Consider the following 20,514-nt stretch of genomic DNA (forward strand, 5'->3'; position numbering starts at 1 on the left):
GGGATCTCCTGAGGGTAGAGCGGGGATGCTACTGCGCCGCGGGCTTGCGAACCAGATCCCGGCCGTTCAGGCCGTGTCGCGCGCCACGCAGAGCAAGCCTTCGAGCACCAGATTCGGGAAGTCGATACGCGGCGGCGCGATCAGCGGCGCCAGCGCTGCAGCAGATCCGCCGGACAACACTACCGGCGTGTGGGCCGGCATCTCCTGGCGAAAACGCTCCACCGCGCCCGACTGCGCATAGCGGATACCGGTTTCGATCGCGTCGTGCGTGTTCTTCGGAAACGCCACGCAATCGCCCTCGGCGAGCGGCAGCGCCGCCGTGCCACCGGCCAGCGCGCGCAGCATCAAGCCATGCCCCGGCAGGATCAGCCCACCGAGGAAGTTGCCGCCAGCGTCGATCGCATCCACCGTCGTCGCGGTACCGGCGCTCACCACCACGCACGCGCCGCGCACCCGATGCCAGGCACCGATTGCGGCTGCCCAGCGATCCGGCCCGAGCCGCGTCGGCTCCGCATAACGGTTGGTCACACCGCAGCGCGACAGACTCGCAGCAAGCCATTCGGCGCGCCCAGCGGTATCGCCCAGCTGTTCCAGGATCAGCGAACGGATCGCATCGGAGGCCACATGCGCGATCAGCACCCGCTCGGGCACACCGAAACGCATGAAATCGCAGGTCGCCAGTGCGTCATGGGCAACATCCTCACGGCACAGCCAACGGCTGCCATCGTGAAAACCCCATTTGACGCGGGTATTGCCAGCATCGATCAGCAGGTACATCAGCCGCGCCTCCGCAGCGACACATCGCCGCCCAGCACGCGCACCAGCAGGCCATCGCGCTCCAGCATCAAGGCGCCCTCTGCATCAACGCCGCGGCACAGGCCTTCCGCCTCGCCGCTGTCGTCGACCAAGCGCACCGGCTGATCCTGCAACGCATGGCGCGCCTGCCAGGCATCGCGCAGGACCGCGAACCCCTGGCGCTCAAACAGGTCGAGCGTGGTGGCCAGCGACGCCAGCACGGCAGCCAGCACAACCACCGGATCGGTCGACACGGCGCTCGACTCGGAAAGCCCGGCGACCGGCTGATCCAGCACATCGCCGGGCGCCGGAGGCGCCAGATTGAGGCCGATTCCGATCACCGCCGCCGTGCGCGCACCGCTTTGGTGCAGCTCAATCAGGATGCCACCCAACTTGCGTCCGTCAAGCCAGATATCGTTCGGCCACTTCAGTGCAATGTCGCGCGCACCAAGGCCTTCGAGGGCCTGTGCAACGGCCAGGCCGGCGGCAAGGCTGAGCCCGGAGAGGCGCGTGCCAGGCTGAAATCGCCACAGCAGGGAGAAAGTGAGGCAGGCCTCGGGTCGCGCCACCCATGCGCGGCCACGACGACCGCGACCAGCGGTCTGCTCGAGCGCCCACAGCACGGCGCCCGAGGGCGCACCGGCTGCCGCGCGGTCGAGAAGCAGGCTGCTTGTGGAGGGGCAGGTTTCGAGCAGATCGGCGTCGAAACGGGCGGCGACGGGGCCGAGCTGCGCCTTGAGGCGGGCCAGCTCCTGATCGGTGCGATCTGACACTGCGCGTGATCCAGCTTGGAAAACGCGCAGTGTAACGGCTGCACCGTTCCAGAGCAGCCCGCGCGGGGCGGTGTTGCGTCAACACTGCAGCACTTCGCGCCACGGCTTGCGCGGCGCGAAGTGCCGGTGTTGTTACTCGGCGTCCATGCCGAGTTCCTGGATCTTGCGTGTGATCGTGTTGCGGCCAATGCCCAACAACTGGGCCGCCTCGACGCGGCGCCCGCCGGTTGCGTTGAGCGCGCGGCGGATCAGGTTGCGTTCGAACTCGCGCGTAAGCATGTCGAACACTTCGCCTGGCTTGGTCGCAAGCAGGCGGTCAGCCTCCACCGACAAAGCGTCGAGCCAGGACTCCGAGGCCACACGCGCAGGTTGCTCGCGCACCTCGCTCGGCAGGTCGCCCACGTCCACCGTCTGGCCCGGGGCCATCACGGTGAGCCAGTGGCACAGGTTCTCCAGCTGGCGCACGTTGCCGGCGAATTCCAGCGTCTGCAGATACTTGAGCGCCTGCTCCGAAAGCCGCTTGGTCTCAACCCCCAGTTCATGCGCCGAGCGCGACAGGAAGTGGCGCGCCAGCAGGGGCACGTCTTCCTTGCGTTCGCGCAGCGGCGGCAGGCGCAGGCGGATCACGTTGAGGCGGTGGAACAAGTCCTCGCGGAACAAGCCGTCGCGAACCCGCTGCTCAAGGTTCTGGTGAGTCGCCGCAATCACGCGGACGTTGGCGCGAATTGGCTGGTGACCGCCGACCCGGTAGAAGTGGTTGTCTGAGAGCACACGCAGCAGCCGTGTCTGCAACTCCGGCGGCATGTCGCCAATTTCGTCGAGGAACAGCGTGCCGCCCTCGGCTTGCTCGAAGCGACCACGACGTTGCGCAGTGGCGCCGGTAAAGGCACCCCGCTCGTGGCCGAACAGTTCGGATTCGAGCAGATCCTTCGGGATCGCTGCCGTGTTGATGGCGATGAAGGGTTGATCCTTGCGCGGGCTATGACGATGCAATGCGCGGGCGACGAGCTCCTTACCGGACCCCGACTCACCGTTGATCATCACCGTGGCATGCGACTGCGAAAGGCGGCCGATGGCACGGAAGACCTCTTGCATCGCGGGCGCCTGGCCAAGGATTTCCGGCACGGTCGTGCTTTCCTCGGCGGCCGGACCGCGGTGACGGCTCTCTTCGATCGCGCGGCGCACCAGCTCGACCGCCTGATCCACGTCGAAGGGTTTCGGCAGGTATTCGAAGGCGCCGCCCTGGAAGGCGGACACTGCGCTATCGAGGTCCGAATAGGCGGTCATGATGATCACCGGCAGGCTCGGATAACGCGCCTTGACCTTCTCCAGTAAGACGAGGCCCGACTCGCCCGGCATGCGGATGTCGCTCATCATCACCTGCGGCGGCGCGGCGCCGGCGTCAAGCTCGGTGAGCGCTTCGCTGGCCGAGCCAAAGCTGCGATGGGGAATGTTCTCGCGGGTGAGTGCCTTTTCGAGGACCCAGCGGATGGAGCGGTCGTCGTCAACAATCCAGATCGGATTCATGGTGTGCACTTCTGTAAGGGGTAAGGACTGCGGACCCGCCTCGGACCCGCACGCCTTAGCACTCACTCTTCACTGCGAATCGGCAGCACGATGGTGAAACAGGTCCGGCCAGGCTGGCTCTCGACGTCGATCATGCCCTGGTGCTGCTCAACGAAGCTCTGCGCGATCGAAAGGCCGAGGCCGCTGCCGCTGTCGCGGCCTGACACCAGGGGGTAGAAGATCCGGTCGCGGATCGATTCGGGAATGCCGGGGCCGCTATCGATCACCCGCAGTTCCAGCGCGAGCTTGTGGCGCTTCTTCGCGAGCGTGACCTGGCGCAGCGCACGGGTGCGCAGCACCACCTCCCCCTCACCCTGCATCGCCTGCGCCGCATTGCGCGCAATGTTCAGGACCACCTGAATCAACTGTTCGCGATCGCCGGTCAGCTCCGGCAGGCTGGTGTCATAGTCGCGCCGCACGACGACGCCCGGAAACTCCGCACGCACAAGGCGCAGCACGCGCTCAAGTACGTCGTGAATGTTCACGGGGCCAGGCTGCATCGCACGATGTGCGTTGAGCAAGCGCTGCATCAGATCCTGCAGGCGATCCGCCTCGGCGATGATGACTTCCGTGTATTCCTTGAGCTGCGCGTCGTTGAGTTCGCGTGCCAGCAATTGCGCCGAGCCGCGAATGCCGCCAAGCGGATTCTTGATCTCGTGCGCGAGGTTGCGAATGAGTTCGCGGTTTGCCTGTTGCTGCTCGATCAAACGCTCTTCACGCGCGACTTTCAGTTGCGCATCGATCGGGCGGAATTCCATCAGCAGACGCGCGCCGAAAACGTCGACCGGCGTCGCGGTGCAATCCACATGCAGGGTGTCGTGCCCGGCGCGCGCCAGCACGAGGTTCTGCCCGGTGTAGCTCCAGTTGTTGGCCAGCGCATTGTCGAGTGCAGCGTCCAGCCCCGGAGGCTCGCCCAGCAGCGCGGTGAGCGGGCGGCCGACCGACTGGCGTGCGCTGACCTCAAACAGGTTTTCTGCGGCAGGGTTGATGTAACGAACGACACGCCCATCATCGACCAGCACAACGGCCGATGCGAGCAGATCGAGCCCAGCGATCCGGGCGTCGGTATGCGCCGGCGGCGTGGGGTCAGAAGACAGGGTTGCGCGAGTCATGCGGAGCAATGCGAGCAAGAAGCGCGCCAACCGGATTTCTTCGTTGCCGACGCGAAGGCGTGCAGCGAAGCACGCCTGCGAAACAACATTGTCGCGTCACGCCCAAGCACCACGCGGCGCAAGCAATGAGCGCGCGATCGACTATATCAACGCAGCTTGGCGATTTCCGCCCGGATCGCTTCGACATTGCGTTCATGCAACTCGACCTGATCCTGGAATGGCTTCAGACGCTCCTGAACCTTGGCGAAGTTCTTCTCGGCGCCGCTGCGCGCACCTTCCTGTTCGGCAAGTTCCTTCTTCGCGGACTCGAGCGCCCGCTCTTCCGTAGCCAGTTCCGTTTCGAGGATCTTGCGTCGGTCGCCATCGCGACTGCGCTGCGTTGACGCATCAACCTTCGGGAACTCCGCCGGTGATGCCGACGCGGCAGGCTTTTTGGCCGACGGACCGGGCACGGACGACACGTTCTGATCGCGCGACAACAGCGTGCAGCCCTTCTCGCCAATCTTGGTGTTCGTGTAGGTGATCTTGCCCGACACCGGATCGACACACTTGAAGATGTCGGCATGGGCCGGCAGCGAAGAGAGAAGCGCCGCAAGAGCGGCCAGACAGCGAATCGTGGACATGCAGACGTCACGCGGGTGGACGGGTCGTCGAGTGTAGGCGCCGACGCGCCGGCTGCCAAGCGCCGACACGATTCGATGCACTTTCACGCTGGCGACGGACAAAAAAAGAGGACGGGCAAGCCCGTCCTCTCTGTGCTTCGGATCGACGAATCGATCAGAGGCTGTAGTACATGTCGAATTCGACCGGGTGCGTGGTCATGCGGATCTTCGTCACGTCTTCCATCTTCAGCGCGATGTAAGCATCGATGAAGTCGTTCGAGAACACGCCACCGCGGGTCAGGAACTCGCGATCCTTGTCCAGCGCTTCCAGGGCCTGATCCAGCGAGGAGCAGACGGTCGGGATCAGCGCGTCTTCTTCCGGCGGCAGATCGTACAGGTTCTTGTCGGCTGCATCGCCCGGGTGGATCTTGTTCTGCACGCCATCCAGACCGGCCATCATCAGCGCGGCGAAGCACAGGTACGGGTTCGCGCCCGGATCCGGGAAGCGGGTCTCGATACGACGCGCCTTGTCGCTGTTGACGAACGGGATACGGATCGAAGCCGAACGGTTCTTCGCCGAGTAGGCCAGCTTGACCGGTGCTTCGTAGTGCGGCACGAGGCGCTTGTACGAGTTGGTCAGCGGGTTGGTGATCGCGTTCAGCGCACGGGCGTGCTTGATGATGCCGCCGATGTAGTACAGCGCGAACTCGGACATGCCGGCGTAGCCGTTGCCCGCGAACAGGTTCTTGCCGTCCTTCCAGATCGACTGGTGAACGTGCATGCCCGAACCGTTGTCGCCAACGATCGGCTTCGGCATGAAGGTCGCGGTCTTGCCGTACTGGTGGGCAACGTTGTGCACCACGTACTTGAGCATCTGCGTCCAGTCAGCGCGCTTGGTCAGCGTGCTGAACTTGGTGCCGATTTCGTTCTGGCCGGCGGTCGCCACTTCGTGGTGATGCACTTCGACCGGGATGCCGATCTGCTCCAGCGCCAGCACCATCGCGGCACGGATGTCGTTGTGGCTGTCGACCGGCGGAACCGGGAAGTAACCACCCTTGACGCCCGGACGGTGGCCGGTGTTGCCGCCTTCGAACTTCTCGCCCGAAGCCCAGGCACCTTCTTCCGAGTTGATCTTGACCGAGCAGCCCGACATGTCGACGTTCCACTCGACGCTGTCGAAGATGAAGAACTCGGGTTCCGGACCGAAGAAGGCGGTGTCGCCCAGACCCGAAGCCTTCAGGAAGGCTTCAGCGCGCTTGGCGATGCCGCGCGGGCAACGATCGTACGGCTTCATGTCGGTCGGATCGAGCACATCGCAAGACAGGACCAGCGTGGTCTCGTCCATGAAGGGGTCGATGAAGGCAGACGCCGGATCCGGCATCAGCAGCATGTCAGAGGCCTGGATACCCTTCCAGCCGGCGATCGAGGAGCCATCGAAAGCGTGGCCGTGCTCGAACTTCTCCTCGTCGAAGGCCGAAACCGGCACGCCGACGTGTTGCTCTTTGCCCTTGGTGTCGGTGAAACGGAAGTCGACGAACTTGACTTCGTTCTCCTTGACCATCTTCAAGACGTCTTGCGGGGACATATTCACTCCTAAGGTATGGAAGCCAACTGACATTCTGCGGTGCCAAATACCGCGATCCGGATTCAAAAAGCACGTAGCGTGCCAAAGAGCGGCCCGACCGACCCTTGCGACACAGCCTGCGCCGCGAGCCCGAACCGGACAAATCTCGATTTGAAAGGCGCGGTATTGTGCCACAGAGCAAGGCCCGCCTCGCGGGCGCACGGACGCCCCAACGCAGTGCAATCGCACCATCAACAGCACTGTTTTGGTGCATTTGCGCCAAGTTGGCGCGGGCCTGCGTCGCACGCGGAAACCTTGCGGGTGCGCGCCCGCGCGCGCATACTCGCCGCCCGGCGTTTTTTTCGCCCCACCTCTACTCCGGCACTTCCTGAATGGGACACCTTAGCGACCTGCTCGGCCTCGCCCGCGACCGCGGTGAAAAGCTTGGCCTCAGCTATTCCGGCGCGCTTACGCCCGCCGAAGCCTTCACCGTCTGGCAGAACGCGCCCGGCGCAGTGCTGGTGGATGTGCGTACCCGTGCGGAATGGGAATGGGTCGGTCGAGTGCCCAATGCGGTGGAAATCGAGTGGAACAGCTGGCCAGGCGGCGAGCGCAATCCGCACTTCCTGGCACAGCTCATGCACCAGGTCGATCGCGAGGCCCTTGTTCTGTTCCTGTGCCGCAGCGGCGCGCGATCGCACAACGCGGCGATCCTCGCCCAACAGCAGGGCTATACCGCCTGCTACAACATTCTGGAAGGCTTTGAAGGCGACCGCGATGCGAACGGTCAGCGTGGCCACATCGGCGGCTGGCGTCACGCCGGCCTGCCATGGATCCAAGGCTGAGGCGGGAACGCCGCGCCACATTTCAGGTCTGCAGTATTGCGCGCCGCTCCGGCGCCACTTTCTTGAGCTCAACCATGCAAGTTGCCCCCATCAGCTTTGACCGCTTCAACACCCTGCGCGACGAAGAGGCCCAGGAGCGCATTCGCGCCGCGCGCGCGCGCCTCGGCAAGAAGGCCGTGCTGCTGGTGCACCACTACCAGCGCGCCGACGTGTATCAGCATGCCGACCTGACCGGCGATTCGCTACGCCTGTCGCACCTGGCCGGCCAGTCTGACGCGGACTACATCGTGTTCTGCGGTGTGCACTTCATGGCCGAAGTCGCGGACATCCTCTCCAACCCGCACCAGATCTCGATCCTCCCGGACCTCGCTGCAGGCTGTTCGATGGCCGACATGGCCAACCTGGCGAAAGTGGAGCGCTGCTGGCGCGAGCTGACCGAAGTGCTGGGCGAATCGCCCGATGCGCAGATCACGCCGGTCACCTACATCAACTCGGCGGCTGACCTGAAGGCATTCTGCGGGGATCACGGCGGTATCGTCTGCACTTCGTCGAACGCACGCACGATTCTCGACTGGAGCTTTGCGCAGCGCCCGAAGATCCTCTTCTTCCCGGACCAGCACCTTGGCCGCTGGACGGCCCACACGATGGGCATTCCGCTCGACGAGATGGTCGTGTGGGATCCGGATCAGGAATACGGCGGCCTGACACCGGAGCAGATCCGCAACGCGAAGATGCTGCTGTGGAAGGGCCATTGCTCGGTGCACCAGATGTTCCAGCCGGCGCACATCCTGCGCTGGCGCAACAAGTACCCGGACGGCATCGTGATCTCGCACCCGGAGAGCCCGTTCGAAGTCTGCCGCCAATCGGAGCACGTCGGCTCGACCGAGTACATCATCAAGACCATCAAGGCTGCACCGTCCGGCACCCGCTGGCTGGTGGGCACCGAACTGAACCTCGTCAGCCGCCTGGCCGAGGAAGTGAAGGCCGACGGCAAGATCGTCGAATTCATGTCGCCGACGGTCTGCATGTGTTCGACGATGCAGCGCATCGACCCGCAACATCTGGCCTGGACCCTTGAAAACCTGGCTGACGGCAACATCGTCAACCGCATCAGCGTGCCGGACCACGAAGCCAAGCTCGCCAAGCTGGCACTCGATCGCATGCTTGCGGTGTCCTGAGAAACCGCCACACCAAACAAAACGCCCCGGCGCGCAAGCGGCGGGGCGTTTTCATTGCAACGTGGCGTCGATCAGTTCGGCACGCCGAGCAGGTTGTTGCGCAGATTGGTGCGCACCTTCGGACCGATCCAGACCTTCATCACCACCGGATAGAACGCATCGCCCTGGATCGGCTGCGTTGCCAGATCCCCATTGATGCGGATCTCGGTGGTCTTGGGGCCCGGATTCCAGTCCAGCGTCACCACGTCACCCTTCACTAGCTTCGGGCGGCTGTTGAAGGCTGCCCCCATCGCCGCCAGTTGCAGGATGTTGTTCTCGACCTCGTCGCGCGTCGCGTTCTGCTTGATCCGGTCCAGCAGCACCGTCGCGAGATCCTTCGCCGAGATTTCCTTCAGCGCGACCAGGCGAATCCGCTTCGCGCCCTTCACCGCAAAAGCCGCTTCCGGCGTGTTCGCCTTCTGCGCCATGTACAGGCCCACCACCGTCGCCTTGGAAGAGAGAATCTGCGACGACGAAGCGCCGTTGAGCACCAGCTTCTGGCCGGCCACGGTATCGCCATCTTCAAAGCTGACGCCGTCCACATCCACCGCCGCGAAGGCCTGGCCGACAAACATCAAAAACGCCAGAGCGATGCCCCGACACAACATTTTTCCTTCAATACGCAACCGCATGGGCACCCCCGTCTAATTTTGTGTGCTGTCTTGTGTAACAATCCGCGCCGTTGTTGGGATTGAATCCATACGAATGGGTATGGAGAAGAGCCAACCCGGACGCGCGAGAGGGCGGATTCTCGCAGAAGACGCCGCCAAAAAATACTAGGCAAAAGGAAAATGATGAAACCACGTTCCAGTCACCATCTGATCGCGGCAATGTTGCTGACGATCACCGCGAGCGCCCCGGCGATCGCAACCGAACGCGGCCAGCTGCGCGCCCTGCTGGGCATGCCCGGGCAGGATCTGACTTCGCCGGCGATGCCCGGTTTCTATGTGCAGGCGAACTATCAGCACTACTACGCCGGCGAGTTCAAGGACGACGAAGGCAACACACCGGTCCAGAGCGCAAGTATTCCGGGCATCGGCAAAGTGAGCGCGGAACAGGACAGCCAGGTTCGTGCAGATGTGCTCGCGCTGCGTGCAAGCTGGATCTCGGACTACCAGCTGTGGGACGGCCGCGTTGGCGTATCTGCCACGGTGCCGCTGATCAAGACATCGCTGACCACCAACCTCAACCGCACGACGCCGCTGCCTGCCCCGATCGGTGCCTTGGTTGATGCGCAGATCGCGAAGCTCGCCGCCGCCAACACCGGCGAAGAGTCCGGCATTGGCGACACGGAGATCGCTCCCTTCGTCGATTGGCAAACCGATACCTACCGCATCCTTTTCGCACCGGCCTTTGTCGCGCCGACGGGCAGCTACGACAAGGATCGCGCCGTGAACCCGGGCGCCGGCAACTTCTGGACCTTCCGCCCCGCACTGACGCTGGCTTACGTGACCGAGAACGGCTGGGAGTTCGGTGCGCGCACCACCTACTCGTTCAACACCAAGAACGACGACACCAAGTACACCTCCGGCCAGTACCTGCACTCGGACGGCGCCGCGATGTACCAGATCCGCGATGGCCTGCGCATCGGCGCAGCGGGCTACATGATCGTGCAGACCACCAAGGACAAGTCAGACATTGCCGGCGCAGTGGCCGACAACGGCAACAAGGCGCGCGTGTTCGCACTGGGCCCGCAGGTGGGCTGGCAGACCGAAGATTCTTCGCTCGGCCTTGAGTTCAAGGTGCTGCAAGAATTCGGCGCACGCAACCGTCCCGAGGGCACAATCGGCTGGCTGCGCCTGATCTACCGCGTTAACTGATCGGCGCTCGCGCTTGTACCAAAAAGGCCCCGTCATGCGGGGCCTTTTTCATTCCGGACCAGCCGCCCTCATCGCCCCCGCGGGATCGACCTCGTTTCGCCAGCGCCGCACCCGATGCGACGCCACACGCGCCTGCCAAGAAGATCACGCCGCCACGCACGCCGCCATGACATGTAGATTTGCCAATGTCATCATCCGGCATCCCCGTTTGAGTCCGCAACGCCATGTCGGTCGCGTCCCTGCTGTCCGCAATCCTCCCCGCCTCGCTGTTCTCCTCCGAGTCACGCCTGTTCGGTTTTAGCCTCGAAGGTGACGACACGCCGTGGCTGGTGGAATGTTTCCGCGCACACGAAGCGCTATCAGACCTCCCGACCTGGCAGATCGACCTGCTGAGCACCGATGCCAGCGTCGACACCGGCGCGATCTATGGCAAACAGGCAGCGCTGCGCATCACGCTGGCCGATGGCAGCCGCATCCAGCGGAGCGGCTATGTCAGCAACGCTGTGCTGCTGGCAGCGGATGGTGGCCTTGCGCGCTATCGCCTCACACTAGTGCCATGGCTATGGTTTGCCAACGACACCGCGAACAGCCGCGTTTTCCTTGAGCAGCCGCTCACCGCAATTATCGAAAACGTCCTGGCGCCGTACGCCAACCTGGCGCAATGGCGCCTGGCTGACGAAGTCCCCGCATTCCTGGCCGAGTTGCCGCCACGTTCGCTCTGCGTGCAGTACCGGGAAACCGACTATGCCTTTCTCTCCCGCCTGCTTGCCGAGGAAGGGCTTGGCTTCTGTTTTCGCGAGCTAGCCGAAGATAGCGCACCGGCCGACTCCGTATCGCAACAGGCCTTGCATGAGTGGCTGATCTTCGCTGACGCCGCGGCGCTGCCGCAGGATCGCTGCGCAGCATCGGCCGCGGGTGGCGCGGGCCTGCGCTTTCATCGCGCAGCCGCCCCCGAAGAGCAGGACAGCATCCTCGCCTTCGGCGCACAGCGGCGCTTCACCGCGTCAGTCACCACGCTGCTGTCGACCGATTACAAGGCGGACGCCAGCATCAGCGCATCGCTGCCAGCCGCGCGCGCCGTCGGCGGGCCAAACGCCCCCGCGCTGGAGGACTACGACTTCTCCGGCGCCTATGCGTTCGCCAACTCCAGCCTGGCCGAACGCTATGCCCGACTCGCGCGAGAGGCCATCGAGGCGCGCCAGGAAACTTGGCTGGGCCACGCAACGGTGCGCACGCTGCGCCCAGGCACATGGTTCGACCTGAAGACCAGCCTCATCGGCGATCTTGCGACCTTGCTGCCTACGGCGGCGGGTGGTAGCCAGGAACGCCGCTTCCTCGTCTGCTCGGTTGAGGCCGCCGGCAAGAACAACCTGCCGGTGGGGCTGTCCGAAGCGGCCGCCCGCTTGCGCAACACCAACGATGCCGCCATCGCGCTCTCGCCCGCCCTGCTCGCCGCGAGCGAAGAACACGGTTTCGCTTGTCACTTCAGCGCACAGCGTGCGCTGATCCCGTGGCGCCCCCAACTCACGGACGACACCGGTGCCCGCCTGAACCCGCGCCCCACGGCATCCGGCCTGCAGCACGCCGTGGTGGTGGGTGCCAATGGCGAAGAGGTGGCCTCGGGTACGCAGGAAGTGCATACCGATGCGCTGGGGCGCATCCGGGTGCGCTTTCTGTGGCAGCAACCGGACGACCCCGCATCATGCTGGGTGCGCGTGGTGACCCGCCATGCCGGATCGAATGCCGGCACCCGCTTTATCCCGCGCATCGGCCAGGAAGTTCTGATCAGCTTCATGAACGGCGACATCGATCGGCCGGTGTGCGTCGGTGCGGCCTTCAACGGCCGCGGCGAGAATGGCGTTGCACCCTCCCCCGGCGGCCGTGCCAGTGCGCCCGATCCCAATGTCTTCACGTTGGCCAACGATCGCGCTGCGAGCGCACAAGGCAACCTCACCGGGGGGCATGCGCCGCTGTGGCATGCCGCAGGGGCGGGGGAAGCGAACCACCGCAACGCGGGTGCGCTCTCTGGCATACGCAGCCGTGCCTGGGGGGGTGGCGGCTGGAGCGAGCTGGTGTTCGACGACTCCGACAACCAACTGCGCACCCAAGTCAGCACCACGCAGCAGGCCACCAGCCTCGCACTGGGTCACCTGATCCACACCAGCGACAACTACCGCGGCAGCTTCCGCGGCAAGGGTTTCGAGCTGCGCACCGACGCGTTCGGCGCAATCAACGGCGGGCGCGGCGTCCTGCTCTCCAGCTACGCGCAGCGCGGCAGCGACGTTGCAGGCGATAACGCCGCCGGCGTCGCGCTCGCGCGCCAGGCACAGAAGCTCGCCGAAGCGATGAACAGCGCCGCGAAGACACATCAGACGGTGCCCTACGCGAGCCATGTCGGCGGCAGCAAGGCCAATGCCTGCGCGCTGACACCGAAAAAACCGCTCGCGGCCGCACTCACCGAAGCGCTCTCCGGTTGCGTGGCAGCCGAAGACCTCGGTGCCGCCTACACGGATGCCGCGCTACCGATCAAGAAGCAAGGCGTGCCGCACAGCGCTGCGGCACTGCTCGCGGTCTCCGCCAAAGCCGGCGTCGCCCTCACCGCCGCCGACAGCATCACCCTCGCCGCCAACGAAACGGCGCTCTTCGCCACCGGTGCGAATCAGGAATGGGTCACGCAGGGCAACACGCGGCTGCACACCGGACAAACGCTCGGCATCCTTGCCGGCGCGGAGAAGGCTGGAGACGGCGGCATGGGACTGTCGATGATCGCAGGCGCCGGCCCCCTGCGCCTCGAAGCCCACAGCGACATCCTGCAGATCGCAGCCAAGGACGACCTGAAGATCCTCTCCGCCAACGCCTCAGCCGACTTCGCCGCCGCAAAGAAGATCCACCTCGCCACCGCCGGTGGCGCAGCGATCACGATCGAAGGCGGCAACATCACGGTGCAATGTCCGGGCACGCTGACCGTGCATGCGAGTCAGAAGAGTTTCTCTGCGCCGGGGAAGCTCAATCACGCACTCCCCGACTTCCCTGAGGTGAGCGTCCCAACTCGCCCGATGAAGTTTGATCTGCGTTTGGCGGACGCTCCTGGCGTAGCAGGCCACGGTGTCGGCGGCCAACCTTGGGTTGTGGCAATTAGCTCAGAGGAACCCGAAGGGATGGCAACAATTGACGCCACACAGATCCTGCTCGAAGGCGCAACAGAGACAGATGGCAGCATCAGGCTCTCCGACGGAGATCAGAAAACGCTTCAGGATGCCTATTGCGCGAACCCCGGCCGCCTGTGGTTGATGCAGCCGGGTCATAGCGCTCGCATCAAGACTGCACGCGAGTCTGCTGAATGGACACCTGAGGAGCGACTGCGTCAGTTGATGAGCGCGGCGGATTTCAGCGCCAAAGTTCATCAACACCCACACAGTGACGGGCTGCACGAACAACTGCGCTACGCCAAGGACCAACTCGCAGCGCCTTCATCCTCCGCGCTCGCCGCGGCACTCAAGGCGACGAGCTAACTGTTCGGACAGACAGAGCATGGGACAAGAGAACACGATTCATCAGGTGCTCACACAGGACGGTGAGGTTGCCTGCAAAGCAGTATCCGCCCCCGACTGGTTTGCGCTTGACTGCACAACGCCGCCTGCTGGCGAGGGGATCGCCTGGGGTCCGGTGTACTCCCAGCCAAGGACTGGCAACGCCGTCAACTTCTACACAACTGGGGCCGACTACTTCGAGGCCGTCAAGGCGGCAATTGAGTCAGCAAAAGTGTCAGTCTTCATCGCTGGCTGGCAGGTGAATTTCGATGTTGAACTTACCCCGGGCAGCACCTTGCTGGCGGCACTCGGCAAAGCGCTGCGAAACGGCGCAAACGTGTATGTCATGCCTTGGCAAAACCCGGGAACGCCGGACACTGGAGCGCTGTTTACGGCTCTGGCCGTCGCTTTGCTCAACGGTTTACCGGAAATCAAGGGACGCGCGTTCTGCTTGGGAGCCCCGGTCCAATCCGACCAAGGGGTTGGCAACGTCATGTTCTCTCACCATCAGAAGTCGGTGGTCATCGACAACCGCGTCGCGTTCGGCGGTGGAATCGACCTCGCCTACGGACGCCGCGACGACGCGACGTTCAGCCTCAAGGCGAACCAGCGGCGATTCAACGAGTTCTACAACACGTGTATTCCGCCAGTCGCTCAACTCAAGCGCACGGACGTCCAGCACTGTGTGACCCAACTGGAACTGCTGGCCGCCATCGGTACGAAAGGTGTCGCGAAGAAGGTCTTGACCTTCCTCACCTCTCCATCTGAAGGGCTGCTTGCTTCGACATTGGATGCACGCGACGCCGCGAGCGACAAGCTGGCCGAGTACGGCAACGCAATTGGCGATTGGTGGAACAACGTCAATCTGTTCTCCGATTTTGTGAATGGGGTGCAGGACTGGGCCGTGGACAACGTACAGGAGGCGTATCGCGCGCAAACAGGGCGACTCAAGAGTCAGCTTGAGGCAATGGCGGCGACCGGTGCGGCCAACGCTGCGAATGCGGCCTCTGCTGCAATGGCCTGGCTGAGCGGCCAGTCCTTGCATGCGCTCCCTCTTGGAGTTCAGCAGGAGCTAGGGCAGATCGCGGGGAGTCTTGGCTGGCTGATCGCAGTAACAACCAACTCGGCCTCATGGCGCCCGCCCGAATACTACGAGCGCCTCTTTTCTACGGGGCGGGCACTGCCGCCTGCCGCACACGACACCGAGCGCCAACCCCGGATGCCGTGGCAAGACGTCCAGTGCCGGATCGAAGGCCCTTCGGTCTTCGATCTGAGCCGCAACTTCGTCGAGCGTTGGAACAGTGTGTGCCAGTTGTACGAACGTTCGTCGGCCAACTATCGCCACGCTGTGGCGTCCACGTTAGCCAACACCTTTGGCATCCAGGTTCCCAGCGCACCGCGTATGCCGCGCATCGGCGCGGACCGCATGCTCCGCTCGCCCCCTGCGCCGAAGGGGCAGTGCACCGTTCAAGTGATGCGCAGCGCGAGCAAGTCACTCCAGCAAATGGAGGCAGCAGCAGCGGGGCGAACCATCCAGCCAGTGCTCGCACAGAACAATTGCCTCAAGGCAATGCTGAAGGCCATATCGACCGCGCGGCACTTCATCTATATCGAAGGGCAGTTCTTCCAGACCGCGCACGGTCAGTCGGAGGCAGTGCAAGCTGGTTTGTCCGGGCCAATGCGCTGCATGCTGGCGCTGGAGGACAATCCCCACACGCGGCAGTTTCTCGATCTACTAGAGATCCGCGGGGCCAAGGCGGCCGAAATCCCGACGCGGATCCGATGGTCAAAGGTCGACGATGTCATGCGTCTGGCTGGTGGGCCGGAGTTCCTTCACGACCTCGATACGGTCATGAAGAACATCGCCACCCGAGAAGTACTGACCCAACCCACGGCGCCACAGGCAGCGTTACGCAACCCGATCGGCAAAGCCCTCATCGATCGCATTACCCGTGTCGGCCTCAAGGATGGGCGGCCGTTCCATGTCTACATCGTGCTGCCCGTACACCCCGAGGGCACCTTGGATACGCTCAACATCATGAGCCAGGTGCATCTAACCATGCACAGCCTGGCCTTCGGCGAGCACAGCCTGATCAACGGCGTGCGCCGTGCCATCCTCACCGATCGAGTGCGGCGAGAAAAGAGAATCAGTTGGGCGCAGGCGGAAGAATTGGTCCATGCGATGGATATCGTCGACATCGTCAACCAGGCCCGCGATGACTGGAAGCGTTTCATCACACTGCTAAACCTGCGCAATTGGGATGTCCTCAAGGGGCAGCCGGTGACCGAACAGATCTATGTGCACAGCAAGCTCCTGATTGCCGACGACCAGGTGGCCGTACTAGGCAGCGCCAACATCAACGACCGCAGCATGCTGGGCGATCGAGACTCTGAGTTGGCCACGGTCATCACCAGTCGCAATGCAATCAAAGTGCCTCTGGCCGGCCCGATGCAGTCGGTAGCCAAAGAGGTGCATGATTTGCGCGTCGCGCTGTGGAAGAAACACTTCGGCGCCAGCGCGCCCGGGCGGCAAGCGCCCGCACTGCTAAGTGATTCGATTCTCAAGAGCCCCGGGCTACCGGCAACCTGGGAGGCGATTCAGCAGCGTGCAACCTTGAATGCCAACAACTATGGCAAAGCATTCTGGTACACACCACGGTCAGAGGCCCGACCGGAGATTCAGCCGAAAGAAGCGCAGGACAAGAATCCCGGCGGCGCACCAGCGTCCATCTGGCCGACCTGGAAGTACAAAACTTACCTGGAGCATGGCAAGGGAGGGCGCCTGCGCTACCGAATGCCATTCGATCCGCTGTTCTGGCGAGAGGCTGACTACAAGGACGTGAATCACTCCTGGGCGCCGGCGTCGGATACAGCCACCAGCAAGGCCCCCGCGGCAACCCCCCAAGGCGTGCAGGGATTCATTGTTGCCTTGCCGACCGAGTGGACACGCGGCGAGGATAATCTGTTCTCCAAGACCCATATTGCGACCATCGCGCGCAGAGAAGCCGCGCGCCCTGACGCCGCAATTGCTCTGCGCGAAACCACTTCGCCGAAGGAATCCGCCGCATGACCTTCCTCCTTCGAGGCCGTACGGCGCAGGCCACGCTGGCCCTCATGCTCTGCGCCTGCCAACCCAGCGGTGCGCAGTCTCCACGGCCCGCCCCGGCCCCCACCGAACAAGACCTTGCGGCGGCCTATCACCCAGGTTACAGCGTAGCGCCGGGCGCGCGCTCGGAATGCCTGGGGCGCTTGGTGTTCGAAGTGCCTGCGCAGCCAAAATTCGAATGGGGCCTGCCCAAACGAGTTCGAGCCAACACTTCGATCCTCGGCTTCTCACGGATTCTACGCGGCGGGGAAGATGCCATTCGGATAGCAAACGTAAATGTGGTGGTCGCCGCAGAAGCAACGTCCGAAACGATACGAGAGATGCAACGCATCGCAGGCGTGCACAAGAACATCGCGCTTCAGGACTTTGACGAGAACATTCGGATTGAGAGGCTTTCCGCCAAAGACTTCACAGAGCAGTTAGAAACACCCGAGATCAAGGCAGATTCAGTGAGAACGGCTGACTACAAGAAGGCGATGCAAGACGCGCTGAATAATGCGGAGGCATTGGCTGCCAGCAAGCGGGAATTCGACAAAGACTGGCACCCCACCGACTGGGGCCTGCCCAACAGCACCGGTTACATTGCCGGCCCCACGCTCTACGCCTTCGTCCTGCGCGGGGGCTTTGCCTTCCAGTTCATGTCCACGGGAGGAGAGGGCGAAGCGCCGTTTGATCAGCGCGTCGTGGCTTTCAAGGATCTGCTATCGCGCTTCGAATACCGACCGCTCTACCAAGTGCCCAACAAGCCGGGGCTGTGCATTCCGCACGGCTTCATCCGCGACGATGGTCAGGGGCATTTTCAGGCCGAGGTGTCGTACCGCTTTTCCGACAGCCCGGGGGTGATCTACACCCTTGCCACCGCGGTGGAGGGCGAGCGCAACTTTAACCCAACCGAGCCCTTGCTCGAAGCAACCGCGCGTTCAACGGTGGCAGGGCTGCTCGGCAATGGCTATGGTCGCAAGATCCAGGCCATTGGCCCCAAGGGCACGAGCATCGGGGCGCGCCCGGCGGTGCTGGGCGGCATCTACACCCTTGAGGGGACACCCGGCTACAGCCTCTACGCCGGTGCGCGGGGCTGGGACCACTCGCAGGTGCTGCCCTTCGTGTCGCTCAACATGCGCAGCTTCGACCGCGAGACCGCTCCCGACGATCTCAAGGTCAATCCCCCCGCGTTCGAGCAGAGCATGAAGCGCTTTGAGTTGACGCTGAGCTCACTGCGGACGCGTAAGGCTCAATAGCCCTCACTCTGGCCTCGCAGGACTGGTGAGAGCGCCCGTCCACTGGATTACCTCGGAGCGCACGCAAGTTCAGCGGCCCACAAACCTGGCTGGTGCGGCACACCGCAACAATCGGGCGAGAGCCGGAGCCGATGTGGCCGCCACATTCACGGCAATCAAGACTGGAACGCCCGCAAAGTCATTGCGGCGACCGCCCGCGCTTCGCTCGCGGCGATCGTCGGCCGAACCATGCCCCCGCACTCTGTGCGCCATCGCGACTTTGCGGCACACTGAGGCGACTCCCTTTATCGCTCGCCGCAATGACGCGCCTCCGGATCTGCTCGTACAACATCCACAAGGGTTTCTCGCAGTTCAACCGCCGCATGGTGATTCATGATCTGCGCGAGCGGCTGCGGGCTTTGAATTCGGATGTGGTGTTCTTGCAGGAGGTGCAGGGGCTGCATCTGGGCCATCAGGCGCAACACGATGACTGGCCGGCGATGCCGCAGCACGAGTTCCTCGCGCAGGGCAATTGGCAGCAAACGGCGTATGGCGGTAACGCGGTGTATAGGCAGGGGCACCACGGCAATGCGCTGATTTCGAAGCTGCCGATCTTGACCGCGGATAACCAGGATGTGTCGCTGACCCGCTTCGAGCGACGCGGCCTGCTGCATTGTGTGCTGGGCATGGACAACGGTGTGCCGCTGCACGCGATCTGTGTGCATGTGTCGCTGACGGATGCGCAACGTCGGCGCCAGCTCTCTAGCCTGATCGAGCGGGTGCATGAGGAGATTCCGCCGGATGCGCCGGTGATCATTGCCGGTGACTTCAACGATTGGCACAGCAAGGCGAACGAGTGGCTCGCGCGCCAGCTCGGTATGCAGGAGGTGTTTACCGAACTCACGGGGCGGCCGGCGCGCAGCTTCCCGAGCAAGCTGCCTTTGCTCACGCTCGATCGGATCTACGTACGCCACCTGCGCCCCACCCAGGCCGAAGTGTTGCGCGGCCATGGCTGGGCGAACGTATCGGACCATGCGCCGCTCACTGCGGAGCTGGTCTACACCGGCTGACATGCCTGCGCCGCTGCTCCCCGGTAACGCCCTGACGCTGCTCGAATGCGGTGCGGAGTACTTTCCCGCGCTGATCGCTGCAATCGACGCCGCGCGCATCGAGGTGCACCTGGAGACCTACATTTACGCCAGCGATGCAACGGGCGAAGCGGTCACCGCTGCGCTGAGCCGGGCGGCAGCGCGCGGCTGCGCGGTACGGGTGCTGGTGGATGGCTTCGGAGGCCGCGATTTTGTCGATCACACTGCGCCACGGCTCCGAGAGGCCGGCGTCGAAGTGCTGATCTACCGGCAGGAACTACGCGCCCTGCGCTTTCGCCGCCACCGCCTGCGGCGGTTGCACCGCAAGCTGGCAGTCATCGACGCACGGGTTGCCTTCGTTGGCGGCATCAACATCATCGACGACATGGATACACCCGGCCAGACACCACCGCGCTTCGACTATGCGGTGAAGGTGGAAGGCCCGCTGCTGGGGCCGATCCACACCTCGGTGCACCGAGTGTGGTGGCTGGTGAGTTGGGCCGGTTTGCGCGAGCGCCCGGCCTGGCAAAGCGAACTGGCGGCCTCTCCTTTGCCGGTTGGCGCGGTGCGCGCCGCCTTCGTAGTGCGCAACAACCTGCGCAACCGGCGCGACATCGAAAACGCCTACCTTGATGCGATCGCTCAGGCGCGGCGCGAGATCGTGATTGCGAACGCCTACTTCTTGCCCGGCCGGCGCTTCCGCCAGGCCCTGATCGAAGCTGCGCGGCGCGGTTGCAACGTGGTGCTGCTGTTGCAAGGTCGCGTGGAGTACGTATTGCTGCACTACGCCACGCGGGCCCTCTATCCGCACCTGTTGGCCGGCGGCGTGCGCATCTTCGAATACCGCAAGAGCTTCCTTCACGCAAAGGTGGCGGTATGCGACGGGCACTGGGCGACGGTGGGTTCATCCAACATCGACCCCTTCAGCCTGATGCTCGCGCGCGAGGCGAATGTGGTGGTCCGTGACGTCGGCTTCGCCGGCGAACTACGCGCAAGCCTCGACCAAGCAATGCAGGACGGCGCGGTCGAACTGCTACTGGCCGAACACCAGCGGGCGCCATGGTATCGGCGCTTTGCGAGCTGGAGCGCCTACATGGTGGTGCGCGCCATGATGGGCATCGTTGGGGTACGCGCGGCGGACCGCGGCCCACCGGCCTGACGCGAACGCCTGCGCCCAACGAGGGCCGCCGTTCGCGCCCGCCTCACGCGTTTTGCGCCGCGCTGGCGTCGATTCATCCTTGCGCACTGGCCGATCCGCGCGGCCGCAGGGCATCATCTC

The 20,514-nt window shown here is 63.9% G+C and carries 15 protein-coding genes; 8 read left to right on the forward strand and 7 right to left on the reverse strand.

Going from position 1 to position 20,514, the window contains the following annotated elements; all coding sequences use genetic code 11:
- Positions 1 to 66 precede the first annotated feature (66 nt).
- From HH302_RS15705 to glnA, 6 genes are all read right to left on the reverse strand, one after another.
- Positions 67 to 777 (reverse strand): type III pantothenate kinase, encoded by a 711-nt coding sequence (locus tag HH302_RS15705; RefSeq protein ID WP_172203194.1) that lies wholly within the window; start codon positions 775 to 777, stop codon positions 67 to 69.
- Positions 777 to 1,568, reverse strand: coding sequence for a biotin--[acetyl-CoA-carboxylase] ligase (locus tag HH302_RS15710; RefSeq protein ID WP_172203195.1), 792 nt, complete (start codon positions 1,566 to 1,568; stop codon positions 777 to 779). Before HH302_RS15710 ends, HH302_RS15705 begins: the two co-directional genes overlap by 1 nt.
- Before the next feature lie 132 nt (positions 1,569 to 1,700).
- A complete protein-coding gene (gene ntrC / locus HH302_RS15715; RefSeq protein WP_172203196.1) occupies positions 1,701 to 3,095 on the reverse strand; it encodes a nitrogen regulation protein NR(I) in 1,395 nt (464 codons plus the stop codon).
- Between the two features lie 62 nt (positions 3,096 to 3,157).
- A complete protein-coding gene (glnL, locus tag HH302_RS15720) occupies positions 3,158 to 4,246 on the reverse strand; it encodes a nitrogen regulation protein NR(II) (RefSeq protein WP_172203197.1) in 1,089 nt (362 codons plus the stop codon).
- A gap of 146 nt (positions 4,247 to 4,392) precedes the next feature.
- Entirely contained in the window at positions 4,393 to 4,869 is a 477-nt protein-coding gene (locus HH302_RS15725) for a DUF4124 domain-containing protein (RefSeq protein WP_172203198.1), read from the reverse strand.
- Between the two features lie 154 nt (positions 4,870 to 5,023).
- Complete coding sequence (glnA, locus tag HH302_RS15730; protein WP_172203199.1) at positions 5,024 to 6,433, reverse strand: type I glutamate--ammonia ligase; 1,410 nt, start codon at positions 6,431 to 6,433, stop codon at positions 5,024 to 5,026.
- A 371-nt stretch (positions 6,434 to 6,804) separates the two neighbouring features.
- Between glnA and HH302_RS15735 the strand changes: the two genes are divergently transcribed.
- Together HH302_RS15735 and nadA are read left to right on the forward strand one after the other, a co-directional pair.
- The gene (locus HH302_RS15735) at positions 6,805 to 7,257 is read left to right on the forward strand and encodes a rhodanese-like domain-containing protein (protein WP_172203200.1); all 453 of its coding nucleotides are present in this window, start codon (positions 6,805 to 6,807) and stop codon (positions 7,255 to 7,257) included.
- Between the two features lie 74 nt (positions 7,258 to 7,331).
- Positions 7,332 to 8,435 carry a quinolinate synthase NadA gene (gene nadA, locus HH302_RS15740; RefSeq protein WP_172203201.1) on the forward strand — a complete coding sequence of 368 codons (1,104 nt, stop codon included), beginning with the start codon at positions 7,332 to 7,334 and terminating at the stop codon, positions 8,433 to 8,435.
- Positions 8,436 to 8,506: 71 nt separating this feature from the next.
- On the opposite strand, the gene HH302_RS15745 is transcribed toward nadA, so the two are convergent.
- Positions 8,507 to 9,049, reverse strand: a complete 543-nt coding sequence (locus HH302_RS15745; protein ID WP_172203202.1) for a chalcone isomerase family protein — start codon at positions 9,047 to 9,049, stop codon at positions 8,507 to 8,509.
- A 219-nt stretch (positions 9,050 to 9,268) separates the two neighbouring features.
- On the opposite strand from HH302_RS15745, the gene HH302_RS15750 reads away from it, so the two are divergent.
- The 6 genes from HH302_RS15750 to clsB all read left to right on the forward strand — a co-directional run bounded on the left by HH302_RS15750 (position 9,269) and on the right by clsB (position 20,394).
- On the forward strand, positions 9,269 to 10,294 hold the full coding sequence (locus tag HH302_RS15750) for a transporter (RefSeq protein WP_172203203.1): 1,026 nt from the start codon (positions 9,269 to 9,271) through the stop codon (positions 10,292 to 10,294).
- A 224-nt stretch (positions 10,295 to 10,518) separates the two neighbouring features.
- Positions 10,519 to 13,806 carry a type VI secretion system Vgr family protein gene (locus HH302_RS15755; protein WP_172203204.1) on the forward strand — a complete coding sequence of 1,096 codons (3,288 nt, stop codon included), beginning with the start codon at positions 10,519 to 10,521 and terminating at the stop codon, positions 13,804 to 13,806.
- Between the two features lie 19 nt (positions 13,807 to 13,825).
- Entirely contained in the window at positions 13,826 to 16,894 is a 3,069-nt protein-coding gene (locus HH302_RS15760) for a phospholipase D-like domain-containing protein (protein ID WP_172203205.1), read from the forward strand.
- A complete protein-coding gene (locus tag HH302_RS15765; protein WP_172203206.1) occupies positions 16,891 to 18,168 on the forward strand; it encodes a T6SS immunity protein Tli4 family protein in 1,278 nt (425 codons plus the stop codon). The genes HH302_RS15760 and HH302_RS15765 overlap by 4 nt, the downstream gene beginning before the upstream one ends.
- Before the next feature lie 299 nt (positions 18,169 to 18,467).
- Complete coding sequence (locus tag HH302_RS15770) at positions 18,468 to 19,217, forward strand: endonuclease/exonuclease/phosphatase family protein (protein ID WP_172203207.1); 750 nt, start codon at positions 18,468 to 18,470, stop codon at positions 19,215 to 19,217.
- Position 19,218: 1 nt separating this feature from the next.
- Positions 19,219 to 20,394: a cardiolipin synthase ClsB gene (gene clsB, locus HH302_RS15775; protein ID WP_172203208.1), complete on the forward strand. Its 1,176-nt coding sequence runs from the start codon at positions 19,219 to 19,221 to the stop codon at positions 20,392 to 20,394.
- The last annotated feature ends 120 nt before the right edge of the window (positions 20,395 to 20,514 follow it).

The sequence above is a fragment of the Niveibacterium sp. COAC-50 genome, assembly GCF_013184235.1.
In the GTDB taxonomy this organism is placed as follows: domain Bacteria; phylum Pseudomonadota; class Gammaproteobacteria; order Burkholderiales; family Rhodocyclaceae; genus Niveibacterium; species Niveibacterium microcysteis.